The 13,892-nt window shown below is 67.7% G+C and carries 13 protein-coding genes; 7 read left to right on the top strand and 6 right to left on the bottom strand.

Annotated elements, in window-relative coordinates; genetic code table 11:
• A complete protein-coding gene (locus tag AC4ELS_RS17880) occupies window positions 1-1,485 on the top strand; it encodes an AMP-binding protein (RefSeq protein WP_499048490.1) in 1,485 nt (494 codons plus the stop codon).
• On the opposite strand, the gene AC4ELS_RS17885 is transcribed toward AC4ELS_RS17880, so the two are convergent.
• Window positions 1,448-2,566 (bottom strand): acyltransferase family protein, encoded by a 1,119-nt coding sequence (locus AC4ELS_RS17885; RefSeq protein ID WP_207549069.1) that lies wholly within the window; start codon window positions 2,564-2,566, stop codon window positions 1,448-1,450. The two genes, AC4ELS_RS17880 and AC4ELS_RS17885, sit on opposite strands and share 38 nt — an antisense overlap.
• Before the next feature lie 238 nt (window positions 2,567-2,804).
• Here AC4ELS_RS17885 and pgfA point away from each other — a divergent pair, with 238 nt between their 5' ends.
• Both pgfA and AC4ELS_RS17895 read left to right on the top strand, forming a co-directional pair.
• Window positions 2,805-3,995 (top strand): cell envelope lipid trafficking protein PgfA, encoded by a 1,191-nt coding sequence (pgfA, locus tag AC4ELS_RS17890; RefSeq protein WP_064957871.1) that lies wholly within the window; start codon window positions 2,805-2,807, stop codon window positions 3,993-3,995.
• Between the two features lie 19 nt (window positions 3,996-4,014).
• Window positions 4,015-5,667, top strand: coding sequence for an MmpA family trehalose lipid delivery protein (locus AC4ELS_RS17895; RefSeq protein ID WP_499048843.1), 1,653 nt, complete (start codon window positions 4,015-4,017; stop codon window positions 5,665-5,667).
• Between the two features lie 92 nt (window positions 5,668-5,759).
• On the opposite strand, the gene AC4ELS_RS17900 is transcribed toward AC4ELS_RS17895, so the two are convergent.
• Window positions 5,760-6,929 (bottom strand): glycosyltransferase family 4 protein, encoded by a 1,170-nt coding sequence (locus AC4ELS_RS17900; RefSeq protein WP_499048493.1) that lies wholly within the window; start codon window positions 6,927-6,929, stop codon window positions 5,760-5,762.
• 48 nt (window positions 6,930-6,977) lie between these two features.
• Here AC4ELS_RS17900 and AC4ELS_RS17905 point away from each other — a divergent pair, with 48 nt between their 5' ends.
• From AC4ELS_RS17905 to AC4ELS_RS17915, 3 genes are all read left to right on the top strand, one after another.
• Window positions 6,978-7,736, top strand: a complete 759-nt coding sequence (locus tag AC4ELS_RS17905) for a class I SAM-dependent methyltransferase (protein ID WP_499048846.1) — start codon at window positions 6,978-6,980, stop codon at window positions 7,734-7,736.
• 56 nt (window positions 7,737-7,792) lie between these two features.
• Window positions 7,793-9,268, top strand: a complete 1,476-nt coding sequence (locus AC4ELS_RS17910) for an aldehyde dehydrogenase (RefSeq protein ID WP_064882183.1) — start codon at window positions 7,793-7,795, stop codon at window positions 9,266-9,268.
• 173 nt (window positions 9,269-9,441) lie between these two features.
• Window positions 9,442-9,663, top strand: a complete 222-nt coding sequence (locus tag AC4ELS_RS17915; protein ID WP_064933829.1) for a hypothetical protein — start codon at window positions 9,442-9,444, stop codon at window positions 9,661-9,663.
• A gap of 79 nt (window positions 9,664-9,742) precedes the next feature.
• On the opposite strand, the gene AC4ELS_RS17920 is transcribed toward AC4ELS_RS17915, so the two are convergent.
• Window positions 9,743-10,540 (bottom strand): crotonase/enoyl-CoA hydratase family protein, encoded by a 798-nt coding sequence (locus AC4ELS_RS17920; RefSeq protein ID WP_499048497.1) that lies wholly within the window; start codon window positions 10,538-10,540, stop codon window positions 9,743-9,745.
• A gap of 315 nt (window positions 10,541-10,855) precedes the next feature.
• On the opposite strand from AC4ELS_RS17920, the gene AC4ELS_RS17925 reads away from it, so the two are divergent.
• Entirely contained in the window at window positions 10,856-11,506 is a 651-nt protein-coding gene (locus AC4ELS_RS17925; RefSeq protein WP_499048500.1) for a TetR/AcrR family transcriptional regulator, read from the top strand.
• Here AC4ELS_RS17925 and AC4ELS_RS17930 read toward each other — a convergent pair.
• Genes AC4ELS_RS17930 through AC4ELS_RS17940 form a run of 3 tightly spaced genes read right to left on the bottom strand, consistent with a single transcriptional unit; the run spans window position 11,484 to window position 13,844 of the window.
• Window positions 11,484-12,017 carry a dihydrofolate reductase family protein gene (locus AC4ELS_RS17930; RefSeq protein WP_499048503.1) on the bottom strand — a complete coding sequence of 178 codons (534 nt, stop codon included), beginning with the start codon at window positions 12,015-12,017 and terminating at the stop codon, window positions 11,484-11,486. The genes AC4ELS_RS17925 and AC4ELS_RS17930 overlap by 23 nt on opposite strands.
• A gap of 3 nt (window positions 12,018-12,020) precedes the next feature.
• A complete protein-coding gene (locus tag AC4ELS_RS17935; protein WP_499048506.1) occupies window positions 12,021-12,944 on the bottom strand; it encodes a helix-turn-helix domain-containing protein in 924 nt (307 codons plus the stop codon).
• A gap of 60 nt (window positions 12,945-13,004) precedes the next feature.
• The gene (locus AC4ELS_RS17940) at window positions 13,005-13,844 is read right to left on the bottom strand and encodes an arylamine N-acetyltransferase family protein (RefSeq protein WP_499048509.1); all 840 of its coding nucleotides are present in this window, start codon (window positions 13,842-13,844) and stop codon (window positions 13,005-13,007) included.
• Window positions 13,845-13,892 lie beyond the last annotated feature (48 nt).

The raw sequence follows: 13,892 nt of genomic DNA on the forward strand, positions 1-13,892 counted from the left end.
ATGACCGACGGCATCCCGACCATTCCTACCCAGGTCGCCGAGTTGGCAGCGGCCGGTCCTGACCGGCCCGCGGTGACCTGCCAGGGCATCACGCTCACCCGGGCCGAACTGGACCGGTCCACCAATCGACTGGCCCGCGCCTACGCTGAACGCGGTGTGCGACAAGGCGATTACGTCACCATAAGCCTGCCCAACTCGATCGGATGGGTACAGGCCGTCCTTGCCACCTGGAAACTCGGCGCGGTACCGCAACCCCTGTCGCCCCGGTTGCCGGACGCGGAGTTCGCCGGGATCCTCGCGCTGCGTCCCAGGGCCCTAGTCGTCGGCCGTGACGCGGGCGAAACCCCCTGGGTTCCGGCCGGTTTCACTCCTGATGCCGAGCTGTCCGATGCACCGCTTCCCGAGGCGGTCGCGCCGACGTGGAAGTCGATGGCGTCGGGCGGCAGTACCGGACGCCCGAAGCTGATCGAAGCCGGCGGCGACAGCCGGGTGCCCGCTCTGATCGGTGTGCCCCTGGGCGCCCAGCCCGACGACGTGACGCTGATGTCGGTACCGATGAGCCACAACACCGGTTTCACCACATTCGCCATCGCGCTGTTGCAGGGCCACCACCTGGTGTTGATGCCACGCTTCGATCGAGCCGAGTTCCTGGCGCTGGTCACCGAACACCGCGTGACGTTCCTGACCACGGTGCCCACCATCATGCAACGGCTGCTGCCGGTGTACCGCGCCGACCCGAAAGCCTATGACCTGTCGAGCATTCGGCGGTTCTGGCATGTCGGCGCACCCTGCCCACCTGCGGTCAAGCAGGCCTGGATCGACCTGCTCGGCCCCGAGGCCCTGTGGGAACTGTACGGCGGCACCGAACTGCAGGCGCTCACGTTCATCTCCGGCGAGCAGTGGCTGCGGCATCCGGGATCGGTCGGCGTGGTGGTGGCCGGAGAGATGAAGGTGCTCGACGACGACGGCCAGGAGTGCCCGCCCGGCGTGACCGGTGAGATCTACATGCGGCCCGGACCGGGCAGCGCCCCCACCTACCGCTACGTCGGCAGCACGGCCAAAAACCGCGACGGCTGGGACTCACTCGGAGATCTGGGGTATTACGTCGACGACGGGCCCGAGCGGTTCTTCTACCTCAACGACCGGCGGGTGGACATGTTCACCGTCGGCGGCAAGAACGTCTACCCGGCCGAGATCGAAGCGGCGCTCGCCGAGCATCCCGACGTCCTGTCCTGCCTCGTCGTCGGCGTACCGCACGAAGATCTCGGGCAGGTGCCGTACGCGCTCGTGCAAACGTCCGACGGATCGGACCTGAATGCCACGGCGGTGCAGGCATTCCTGCGCGAGCGTCTGTCGGGCTACAAGGTGCCGGGCGACGTCGAGTTCGTCGACACCCCACTGCGTGACGACGCGGGCAAGGCCCGGCGTACCGCGGTGCGCGACGAGGTCATCGCGCGGCTGGAGCCGGCTCGGGCTCGTCGGTGATGGAGCTGTCCAGCGGTGGCACCGGGGTCTGATTCCGGTACTCCCACCGCCGCAGGGCCTCCCGGCACGGTGACTCCACCAGCGCGTAGCTGACCGCGGCCAGCGCGAAACCGAACACCAGCGTCAGAACCAGCACCACCAGCATCTGGCCGTTGAAAAGGAACTCCCCGATCATCGGGAACACCATGGCCAGCGCCGCAAGGTGCCAGACGAACAGCCCGTAGGACCAGCGGCCCAGCGTGACCATCACCTTGTTGCCCAGAATCGGATGCCCGGTGTCGGGGTGGTCGAGGACCAGCGGGGCCAGCAGCGCGCCCGCGACGATCGCACCCATCGCCGTCTTCAACGTCACCTGGCCGACCGAGCCCGGGCGTAGCCCTTCCAGTCCAGCCAGCGGCGAGGCCGCGATCGCGAACGCCACCGCGGCGATGACACCCATCAGCACCCGGCGCCGGGCCAGCCGGTGCACCCAACCGAATGGGCTCACCGTGAGTTCAGCCAGCACCATGCCCGCGGCGAACCAGGAAAAGAACGCCGGCGGCCAGTTCCACGGGTTGAGTCCCGTGGTGCCCGAGAACGGGATGCGCACCCACAACAGGCTCAGCGCCGCCAGCGCGACGATCACGCCGACACGGGCCCGCACCGGCAGCCGCCGCGCGAGCAGCGCCAGCACCGGCAGCGCCAGATAGAAACTGACCTCAACCGACAGGCTCCACATCTGGGTGAGCCCCGCGGTCAGCGTCAGCGGCACGTAGATCTGGGTCAGGGTCAGGTTGGCCAGCCACACCGTCAGATCGGCCTTGGCCTCCGGGAGCAGCAGGATGATCACCACGACGGCCACCACATAGCCGGGCATGATGCGCACGATGCGCGAGCGCAGGTAGTGACCGGTTCGCGGGCGGGGACGCATGCCGCGGGCGGCGGCGGCATGGCCGCGCCACAGCAGGAACCCAGACAATGCGAAGAACACCGCGACTGCCAGGTCGAACCGGCCGAAGAACCGGCCGCTCACCCCGGTGGTGTGCCCGGTCTGAAAGGCGACGTGCGTGAGCACCACACCCATGGCCGCGCAGGCGCGCATGCCTTCGACCGCCGGCAGGAAGCTACGTGTCCCGCCGACCTGAGATTCCGATCCGGTTTCCGGGTCCGGTGCTCCGGTGGCCACGGCGACCAGTGTGCCGCTCGATGGCAACCCCGCCAAACTGCGGGTTAACGCGCCCGCGGGATGTCGCCGGAGTAAGTAATGGCCTTAGATAGTGCTGTTAGGGTCGAACGGGTTTGCCTCACGGCGAGTTGGCCCACACTGAAGGAGGCACGGTTTGAACCGCGCAGTGGCGCTGCGGATAGCGGCATGCGGACTGATGGGGCTGGGTGCAGCCCTGCTCATTGCCGCGCTGTTGCTGACCACCTATACCAAGGGCAAGATCGCCAAGATCCCGCTCAATCTCGATACCAGCCTGGTCAGCGATGGCACCGCGACCGCTTTCGATCCGGAATCGCTGGTGGCCGAGAAGTTCTCGGTCGACCGCAACGTGCCGGTCGCTTTGCAGCAACAGGTCAGTGTGGAATCACCGTCGAACGCCGAAGTGGTGACGCTGCAGGTGGGTAGCACGCTGCGGCGCACGGACCGGCAGAAGGACTCCGGTCTGCTGTTGGCGCTGGTGGACACGGTCACGATGAACCGCAGCACCGCGCTCGCGGTGTCCAGCGACAACAACCCGGGCGGGGCCCTGCAGAAGCCGCGGGCCATCGAGGACGAGAAGCCGCCGACCAACGTCGCGCTGCCACATGACGGCCTGACCTACCGGTTCCCGTTCGACACCGAGAAGAAGACGTACCCGTTCTTCGACGCGATCGCGCAGAAGGCGTATGACGCGAACTACGACGGCGAAGAAGACGTCAACGGGCTGACCACCTACCGGTTCATCCAGAACGTGGGCTACGACTCCAACGGCAAGCTGGCCGATCCGGTCAAGTACTCCTCGCTCTACGAGGACGACGCCGACAGCTCGGTGACCGCAAGCCCCGAGATGTGGGGCGTGCCCGGCGAACCCGACGAGCGGATCACCATGGACCGCTTCTACGCCGCGCAGCGCACCTTCTGGGTCGACCCCGTGTCGGGCACCATCGTCAAGGCGCAGGACCACGGCTACCAGTACTACGCGCGGGACAAGCTCAAGCCCGAGGTGACCTACGTCGACTACAAGGTCACCTACAACGAGGAGACCGTGGAGTCCCAGGTTGCGGCCGCTCAGGACGAGCGTGACCGCGTGTCACTGTGGACCCGCGTCCTGCCGATCACGTTCACCGCGCTGGGCCTGCTGGCACTTGTCGGTGGCGCCGTGGTGGGTTCGTTCGCGATCCGCGCCGAGTCCACGCTGATCGATCCCGGGCTCGACACCGCCGATCACGGCTTCTTCGACACCCAGGGCTTCCAAGTCCCCGGCGCCGAGGCCAAGACCGAGAAGCTACCCGCTCAACGACCATCCGACCTACCACCGGACCGGTGATCTGAGCCTGCGCTCTGCCCTGCTGCCGGCCTACGCGCTGGCACTGTCGTTATCGGTAACCGGGCCCCTGCTGGGGCCCGGTTATCTGCTTTTGCGGGACGCCGTCTCCACGCCCCGCTCATACCTGACCGATGCGGCGCTCGGCCTGACCGAAGCCGCCCCCCGCGCGTTGCCCCAGGATTTTCTCGTTGCCCTGACGTCGACCGTGCTGGACGGCGGAATCGTGGTGAAGGTTCTGCTCGTGGCGGGCCTGTGGCTGGCCGGCTGGGGCGCCGCACGCTTGGCCTCCACGGTGATGGACGCCGGGTTGCCCGGCCAGTTCATCGCCGCGACGCTCGCGATCTGGAATCCGTACGTGGCCGAGCGGTTGCTGCAGGGGCACTGGAGCCTGCTCGTCGGCTACGGCTGCCTGCCCTGGGTGGCGGCGTGCGTGCTGCGCCTGCGGACCAAGCCGGAGACGGGCCCGGTGTGGGGCTTGCTGTTCTGGATCGCGCTGGCCGGTTTGACGCCGACGGGGCTGATGCTGGCCGCCACGGTCGCTCTGGTGTGCGTTGCGGCCCCCGGCGACGGCTGGCGGCGCCTGCGCGTCGCCGCGCTCGCGTTGGGCATCTCAGTGCTGGCGGCGACGCCGTGGCTGGTGGCCGCCGCGGTCGGTGGCACGGTGTCCTCTCCGGTCTCGGCGGCCGGGGTGCATGCATTCGCGGCTCGGGCCGAGCCTGGTCTTTCCACCCTCGGCAGCCTGGCCGGCTTGGGTGGAATCTGGAACGGTGAAGCCGTGCCAAGCTCGCGCACAACACTTTTCGCGGTGGCCGCCACCGTTGTACTGGTCGGCGTCGTCGTGCTCGGCCTGCCCGTGGTGGTGCGCAACCGCAGGGCGGTGCCGCTGCTGATCCTGGCCGTGGCAGCGGTGCTGATCCCGGCCGCGATGGCCACCGGTCCCGGTCTGGCGTTCGTCGACGCGACGATCCGGGCCGTGCCCGGCCTCGGGGTGGTACGCGATGGTCAGAAATGGGTGGCGCTGGCCATGCCGGGCTATGTCGTGGCTGCTGCCGCCGCCGCGGTCACCTTGGGCCGCCTGCGGGTGCCAATGGCCGCGTCGGCCGCGGTGGCCTGCGCAGCGCTGATCGCGGTGCTGCCAGATCTCGCCTGGGGCGTCGGCAACCAGATGCGTGCCGTGCAGTACCCGCCTGGGTGGACCGCCGCAGCGGCCGCCATCAACGCGGATCCCCGACCGGTGGCGGTGTTGCCACCGGACAGTATGCGGTCGTTCTACTGGGCCGGCGCCGCGCCGGTACTCGATCCGCTGCCCCGGTGGCTGCGCGCCGAGGTGCTGTCGACCGGCGATCTGGTGATCGGTGGCCGGGTGGTACCCGGGGAGGGAACGCGGGCCCGCGCGGTGCAGGACCTGCTGCGCTCGGGAGCTGACGGCCGGACAATGGCCGACGCGGGTGTCGGCTGGCTGGTCGTCGAGACCAATGGGGTGCCGGCAGAACTGGATCTTCCGGCGGCTTACCGGGATGGCGATATCGCCCTGTACCGGATCGGCGGCGACCACCCGGCCTCACCTCACCGGGGCGTGTTGACAGCCGCACACCTGGTGTGGCTGCTGGCCCTGGTCGGCGGGGTAGTGGGGATGGCGGTCAGCTCCTGGCGAGCCAGAACTTCTTGTTGACTTTGAGCTGACGCTGCATTTTTGCGAGTAGCGGTGTGCGTGCTTTCACAGTCAACGGGCGCCGCCACGCGTCGTCGGAGTGACCGGTGTGGCTACACCAGTCCGCTGACGTAGTTGCCGTCGTGCACCGATTCCAGGACCGCCCGCATCGCGTCCGCACTGAGCGTCCAAGAGAATTCGTCGCTGCGGGCCTGCGCCTTGCTGCCCAACTGGACCCGCAGCACCGGGTCGCTCAACAGCTGGTGCAGCCCGGCGACCAGGGCATCACGATCCTCCACCAGCAGCCCGGTGACCCCGTCCACGATCGAGTCGTTCAGCCCGCCCGATGCGCGATAACCGATGGTCGGCACCCCGTGCTGGGCGGCCTCGGTGACGGCGAGTCCCCAGCCTTCTTTCCGTGACGGCAGCACATGCACCCAACTCTGCTGCAGCACACGGTGTTTGGTCTCTTCGTCGACGTGGCCGTGGAACGTCACCGAATCGGAGATGCCGAGCAGTTCGGCGTGTTCGACCAGCCGTTTCCGCCACCAGCCACCGCCCAGGATGTCCAGGTGCAGCCCGGGAATCCTGGTGCGCAGTGTCGCGACAGCTTCGAGGGCGTCCTCGATCTGCTTGTGGGGCACCAGCCGGGACAGCACCACGAGGCGCGGACTGGTCGACCGCGGCAGCTCGAGGGTGGGGCCGGGAGCCTCGTCAAGTCCGTTGCGCACCACGGCGATCCGGCCGGAATCGACCCCGAGCTCGTTGAGATCGCGGGCCGAGGGCAGGGAGACGGTGACGTATTGGTTGCGACGGTGCAGCCGCGGGGACAGTTTGGACTCGACGAACCAGCCGATGCGGCCCTTCATCGGGCCCGCCACGGGCCACAGTTCCCGGTGACAGTGGTGCACGAGCACCGCCACCCGACGGCCGAACGCCAGCCGGGCCAGGAACGGCAGCCCGTTCTGGGTGTCGATGACGACATCCGGCCGGACCTTGCGCAGCGGCCCGAGACCGACGCGGGAGGCCACCATGGACAGCCCGGCCCAGATGTACACGCTGTAGGGCCCGCCGGCCCGGTTGATCTGTACCCCGTCGACCACCTCGCGCCGAGCCGCACCCGGGTACCGCGCTGTGCGCAACGTGACGTCCATGCCGCTGTCGGCCAGGCACGCGCCGATCCGCTGTAGATAGGCCTCGCTGCCGCCGCCCTGGGGATGCCCGGTATCGCGCCAGCAGAGCAGCAGGACGCTCCGCAGGCGAGGGTCGGGACGGGCAGACATCGTGTTGAGAGTACCGGTCAGTAGGTTGGGCAGGTGCAGCCCAGCGACATCTCCGCGCGCTTCGCCCGCCGGGCAACCCTGAACAGGTCCGTACGCCTATTGGCCCAGTTCCGGTTCGAGCAGACCGAACCGGCCCGCTTCTACGGCGCGTTGGCCGCCGATACCGTCGACCTGGTCACCGATCTGTGGTCGGGCGCCACCGGTGAATCTCCTTCTGGGCGCACCGTGCTCGACGTCGGCGGCGGACCCGGCTACTTCGCCTCGGCATTCGATGCGGCGGGCATGGACTACATCGGGGTGGAACCGGACCCCCGGGAAATGCATGCGGGACCAGCCGCGGACGCGACCGAAGGCACCTTCGTCCGGGCCTCTGGGATGGCACTGCCGTTCGCCGACGACAGCGTCGACATCTGCCTCTCCTCCAATGTCGCCGAGCATGTGCCGCACCCGTGGCGGTTGGGCAACGAGATGTTGCGGGTCACGAAGCCGGGTGGGCTGGCGGTGTTGTCCTACACGGTGTGGCTGGGTCCGTTCGGCGGCCATGAGATGGGGCTGACGCACTATCTGGGCGGAGCCCGGGCGGCCGAGCGCTACGCCCGCAAACACGGTCACCGACCCAAGAACGACTACGGCTCGTCGTTGTTCGCGGTGTCAGCGGCCGATGGTCTGCAGTGGGCCGCCAGCACGGGCGCGCTGATCGCCGCATTTCCCCGCTACCACCCACGATGGGCCTGGTGGATGACCTCGGTGCCAGGGTTGCGGGAGTTCCTGGTGAGCAATCTGGTTCTGGTTCTTCAGCCGTACTAACCCGTCCACTGGAACAGGTTCTCGTTTTTCTGGGAAATCTAGGTAATGTGACGGCCATGACACAAAGCGCAGCCGCCATAAGGACGGAATTCGACAAACTGTTCATCGGCGGCCACTGGGTGGAGCCCTCGACCTCCGAGGTCATCGAGGTCTTCTCCCCCGCGACCGGCGAGAAGGTCGGCCAGGTCCCGCTCGCCGCCGAGGCCGACGTCAACGCCGCGTGCGCCGCGGCCCGCAAAGCCTTCGACGAGGGCCCGTGGCCCCACATGTCGCCCGAGGAGCGCCAGGCCGTGCTGGCCAAGGCCGTCGAGCTCATCAACGAGCGGGCCGAGGACTTCAAGCACCTGCTGAAGCTGGAGACCGGCCAGCCGCCGACCATCGTCGACATGATGCAGTTCGGCGCGGGTGTGTCGAGCCTGCAGTACTACGCCGGCGCAGCCGACAAGTACGACTGGAAGGACATCCGCGACGGCATCTACGGCCAGACCCTGGTCATCAAGGAGCCGATCGGTGTTGTGGGCGCCGTCATCGCCTGGAACGTGCCGTTCTTCCTGGCCTGCAACAAGTTGGGCCCGGCCCTGCTCGCGGGCTGCACCGTCGTGCTCAAGCCGGCGGGTGAGACTCCGCTGACCACCAACCTGTTCGCCGAGGTGCTCGCCGAGGCCGGCCTGCCCGAAGGTGTGCTGTCGGTCGTGCCCGGCGGTCCCGAGACCGGTCGCGCCCTGACCGCCAACCCCGAGCTGGACAAGTTCACCTTCACCGGCTCCAGCGGCGTCGGCAGGGAGATCGGCAAGATCGCCGCCGAGAAGCTCAAGCCCTGCACGCTGGAACTCGGCGGCAAGTCCGCGGCGATCATCCTCGAGGACGCCGATGTGGACTCGACCCTGCCGATGCTGGTGTTCTCCGGCCTGATGAACTGCGGCCAGGCCTGTGTGGGCCAGACCCGCATCCTGGCACCGCGGTCGCGCTACGACGAGGTTGTCGAGAAGCTCTCGGCCGCCGTCGCCGCCATGCCGGTCGGCCTGCCGGACGACCCGGCCTCGATGATCGGGCCGCTGATCTCGGAGAAGCAGCGTGACCGCGTCGAGGGCTACATCAAGAAGGGCGTCGAAGAGGGTGCCCGCATCGTCACCGGCGGTGGCCGCCCCGAGGGCCTGGATTCGGGCTGGTTCGTGCAGCCGACGGTGTTCGCCGACGTCGACAACTCGATGACCATCGCCCAGGAGGAGATCTTCGGGCCGGTCCTCGTCGTGATCCCGTTCGACACCGAGGAAGACGCGGTGCGCATCGCCAACGACTCGCCGTACGGCCTGGCCGGCAGCGTGTACACCACGGACTTCCCGAAGGCTGTCGAGATCGCCTCCAAGATCCGCACCGGCACCTACGCGGTGAACATGTACGCCTTCGATCCGGGCGCCCCGTTCGGCGGGTTCAAGAACTCGGGCATCGGCCGCGAGAACGGCCCCGAGGGCATCGACGCCTACACCCAGGCCAAGAGCGTGCTGCTGCCGTTCGGCTACACCCCGGAGTAAAACGCTGCGGGAGTAATACTCGCGAACAGACGCAAAGTCACCCCAGAACAACGGTTTTGGGGTGACTTTGCTGGGGGCCCCTCCCGCTTGCGGGGGACTTCTGGGCCAGGAAATGGACAGCCCGCATTCAGGTTGGGCAACTACGGTGGGCAGCCCAACAACGAGGAGGCACCGTGGCAGTTTCCGTTGATCTGGCCAAGTCGCTCGACAAGGCCTACGAGGACAAGTCGCTCAAGGAGATCCTGGACGCCTCTCCGGCGGCCCTGGCCGGGGTGACCGACGCCGATGCCGAACATCTCGCGGCCGCGTTCAACATCAAGACCGTGCGCCAGCTCGGGTCCAACAAGTTCTTCGCGGTGGCCGCGGCCCTGGTCGCGCTGGATACCGCCGGCTGATTCCCTACGGCGAGCAGACGCTGCCGTACCCGATTGCGCGTGATCCGGGGTACCGCCGCGTCTGCTCGCGCTAGAAACTTCAGCGGCCCTGGAAGTTCGCGGCCCGACGTTCGATGAAGGACTGCACGCCTTCGGCCGCGTCGGCGGTGGCGAACAGTTCAGCGACCACCGGCCGCAGCCGCGCGATCGCGGCGGCATCCCCGTCGCGGTGCGCGGTGTGCGCCGAGGCGAGGGTGGCCCGGACCCCGAGCGGCGCGGCCCGATCGGCAATCGTGTGCGCGATCGCGCAGGCCCGGGTCAGGGCCGCGTCTGCGTCCGGCGCGACTTCCTGGATCAGCCCGATGCGGTACGCCTCGGCGGCGTCGAACTCGTCGCCGGTCAGCAGCCATCGCATGGCATTGCCCCAGCCCGTCTGGCGCGGCAGCCGCAAGGTGGCACCGCCGAACGGGTAGATGCCGCGCAACACCTCGATCTGCGCGAACCGGGTGTCCTGCGCCGCGACACGGACATCGGCGGCCAGGAGCAGTTCGATGCCGAGGGTCAGGCATCGACCCTGGGCCGCGGCGACGATCGGCTTCGTCCAGTCACCGTCAAGGCGCCACGGGTCGCGGCCGCCCTCGGGCGTGGGCAGGTCGCCGCTGGCCACATACGGTGCGACGTCGACGAGATCGAGGCCCGCAGTGAAGTGGTCGCCATGGGCGAACAGCACCCCGACCCGCAGGTCGTCGTCCGATTCAAGAAGTCCGTAGGCGAGCGAGAGATCGGTGAGCATCGCGACGTTGAACGCGTTGCGTTTCTCCGGGCGGTTGAGTCCGATCAGCAGGACGTGGCCGTCCCGAAGCAACGTCAGAGTGTCGAGGGCCGGGTCCGTCGTCATGGGGGCAGTCAACGCCTGTTCACAGAATTATGCAAGACATCATAATTTGGCTGAGGTCCACCGAAGCGGGGCAGGACCTGTTCAGAAGCCGTTCACCTGCTAGTCTCTTATCCACAAGCATGTTCGTTAGATACTCGACATCATGCGAGGATTCCATCATTTCTATGGTGGATGACATAGAAGGGCGGTGCGCGATGTGGGTCGTTGAACTCAACCTCGCCGGTCACCGGTTCACCCGTCGGGTCCGCACACCACATACTCCGGTGCGCACCATCACCCCGCGGATGCTGCTTCGCTGTTCCTCGCAATTCTTGCATGACCGAGTCGCCTGACTCCGCCACGAAGCCGCGGAACAAACGCGGCTCCACCCGCGCCCGCATGCTCGGCAGCGCGGTCGAGGTACTGCGTGAGCGAGGCGCTGCCGGCGTCACGATCGACGAGGTGCTGGCCCGTAGTGGCGCACCTCGCGGTTCCGTCTACCACCATTTCCCCGGCGGTCGCCGCCAGATCCTGATGGAGGCGCTGCAGTTCGCCGCGGACACAATCGGTGATGTCGTCGGCGCCGAAACGTCGGAAAACGCGTGGGATCTGGTGCACCGGTTCGTCGAATTCTGGGAGCGAGTGCTCACCGGAAGCGATTTCACCGCGGGCTGCCCGGTGGTCGCGGTGGCGATCGCCGACCCGGACGAGGAACCGGAACTCACCGCGGCGGCCGGCGCGGTCTTCGCCCGCTGGCGCACCGCCCTGACCGCCCACTTCGCCGCCGACGGCTTCGACGCGTCCGACGCGTCCTCGCTGGCGGTCATGTGCATCGCAGCACTGGAGGGCGCCGTGGTGCTGTGCCGATCGTCGAGATCGGTCGAGCCCCTGCACGATGTCGCCCGCCAACTCGAATTTCTGATCAAGTCAAAGGAATTCGTCCTCCGTAACGGCGTCCCGCGGCTCAGCCGGCAGTCTGCGCCCTGACCCAGCGGGCGCAGACGAAATCGCCGTTGAGCGCACTCTCGGCCAATGCCCACTCGGACCGGACCGGCAGTACCGGCGACCCCGCACCCAGCGAACAGGGTGCGTAGCTGACGATCATCTCGTCGATCAGTCCGGCGGTGACGAACTGGGCAGCGACCTGCCCTCCCCCGACCACCCAGACGTCCTTGCCCGCCGCAGCCGACACCAGCTCGGTATGCAGCTCGGCGACGTCACCAGAGAACACCTGCACCGGATGCTCAGCAGCCACGATTTCGGGTCGGTGGGTCAGCACCCACGTCGGCTGCTCATACGCCCACTCATCGGGTTGGTTCTTCACGATCCATTCGTAGGTCGATGATCCCATCGCAAGGGCACCAATGGTTTTGATGAACTCGTCATAGCCGAACGCGCCCTGCTGGTCGATGTTCCGCGAGATCAGCCAATCCAGACTGTCCTCGTTGTCGACGATGAAACCGTCCAGGCTCGACGCGGTGTAGTACACGGTCTTCAACGGTCAGTCCTTTCTCATCCATTCGAGTGGGTCACCCCGGTCGACAGCGACACCGTGCCGGGCCAGCATGCCGCGCACGAGGGCACGCCGGTGCGCGGAGTACGTCAGCACGTGCGCGATGATCCCGTACAGCTGAAAGGATTCCGGCGGATCGCACAGTGCGTCGATGACGGTGTCCCCCAGCCGTCCCGCCGCCGAGTATTCGGAGATCATTGTGGTCCAGCGCTTTCCGATGTCGGCGTGATGCGCCTCTAGCTGCTCGGCAGACGCCTGGCTGGTCGCGGTCCGGGCGGGGAAGTCCCGGCCTTCGATGGTGGCCAGCCAGACCTCCTTGGTCCACACGATCGCGCCGAGCACCGCGGCGACACTTCCTTCAGGTCCGTCCCAGTCGAGCACTACCTGCCCTGGTGAGATCTCCTGCCCCCATTGCTCTTCGGAGAGCTTGCGGGCGGCGCCGATCAGGTACTCGGTGTCGGCGACGTCGTGCACGAGCATGAACTGCGCGATGTCCGGACCGGTGGCCTCACTCGGGTCGGCGTCACACCACAAGGCCTGCGGCGGATGGAAGTGCACGCCGTTGGGCGCGGTGAGCCGAAATCCCACAGCGCCGGCACGTGACGGCGGCACCCCGAACGCGCGACGGAACGCCCTGGAGAACACCTCGGCCGAAGACCAGCCCTCGGACTCGGCCACCTCGGCCACTCCGGCCCCCTGCTGCAAACGCCACGCCGCACGCTCGAGCATGACTCGACGGCGCAACGCCGCGGGCGGTTCTCCGGTGAGTCTGCGGACCTCCCGGGAGAAGTGAAACTCCGACGCGTAACTGCTGCGCGCCATGTCACCGACGCCCGAGTTCGCGTCGTCGACGACGGCGTCGAGCAGTTCCCGCAACCGGTCACGCCCGTTCGGTTGTTCCTCCACGGTCACCGAGTATGGTCGGCTGCCCGTCCGCGGGACATGACATTTCCTGCTGCGCTCGCGCGGCCCTCAGCTGTCCAGCACCTGTGCCACCCGGGCCTCGACGTCGACGCCGTCGAGATCGGACAGGTTGATCCCGAACCGCCCGGTGAGCGCATCGAGCACCTGCTCGGCGGTGTCGAAGCGGATCTTCTCGGTCCCGTCGTGGTGGTGGATGGCCAGGTTCCGGCCGCGCAGGTTGATCCTGGCATCGTCGGTGACCAGGGCCGCGGTCAGCCCGACGACGAAGATTCCGCCGGGATGCGTTGACACGTACCAGCTTCCGACTTCGAGGTCGATGCGTGGTTGCGACACGGCGGTGAATCGGTACAGCGGCTGCCACTGCCCGCGGACCTGTGCGGCCAGTTCGTATACCGGTGCGCCCTGGGTGGGCAATTCCATCAACCGGTAGGGCTCGTGGCGGGTCTGTTGCACCGCGGCGGTCTGCAAACGGATAGGGGACGACAATGTCTGCCCGCCGAAACCGACGTCGACCAGGAAGCGTCCGGCCTCTCCCGGCACCGTCACGGCGAGCACGTTGTGGGTGAGCGCGGGCAACGGCGCGTCGGGCTCCTTCATCCAGACCACCCGCCCGGCCAACCGGTCGACGCCGTATCCCAGCTCGTCCAGGACGTGGCCGAGCAGACCGTTGTGCTCGTAGCAGTAGCCACCGCGGCGCCGGGTGATCAGCTTGTCCGCCAACGCCTCTGCACTGAGGTCTGCGACCGGGATGCCCAGCAGGGGGTCGAGGTTCTCGAAGGGGATCGAGCGACCATGCGCGGCGACGACGTTGCGCAGCGTCTCCACATCGGCTGACACCGGACCCGCAAGGCCGATCCGGTCGAGGTACGCAGTGAGGTCTGATCCCATGATCGCAATGGTGCCTCAACGGTGGTCGTGGTCAATCTCGGAGGACAC

Source organism: Mycobacterium shunyiense (assembly GCF_058270035.1).

Coding starts and splice junctions, on each gene's coding strand:
- AC4ELS_RS17880 (WP_499048490.1), top strand. CDS start 1: ATGACCGACGGCATCCCGACCATTCCTACCCAGGTCGCCGAGTTGGCA.
- AC4ELS_RS17885 (WP_207549069.1), bottom strand. CDS start 2,566: ATGCGCGCCTGCGCGGCCATGGGTGTGGTGCTCACGCACGTCGCCTTT.
- AC4ELS_RS17900 (WP_499048493.1), bottom strand. CDS start 6,929: ATGTCTGCCCGTCCCGACCCTCGCCTGCGGAGCGTCCTGCTGCTCTGC.
- AC4ELS_RS17910 (WP_064882183.1), top strand. CDS start 7,793: ATGACACAAAGCGCAGCCGCCATAAGGACGGAATTCGACAAACTGTTC.
- AC4ELS_RS17920 (WP_499048497.1), bottom strand. CDS start 10,540: ATGACGACGGACCCGGCCCTCGACACTCTGACGTTGCTTCGGGACGGC.
- AC4ELS_RS17925 (WP_499048500.1), top strand. CDS start 10,856: ATGACCGAGTCGCCTGACTCCGCCACGAAGCCGCGGAACAAACGCGGC.
- AC4ELS_RS17940 (WP_499048509.1), bottom strand. CDS start 13,844: ATGGGATCAGACCTCACTGCGTACCTCGACCGGATCGGCCTTGCGGGT.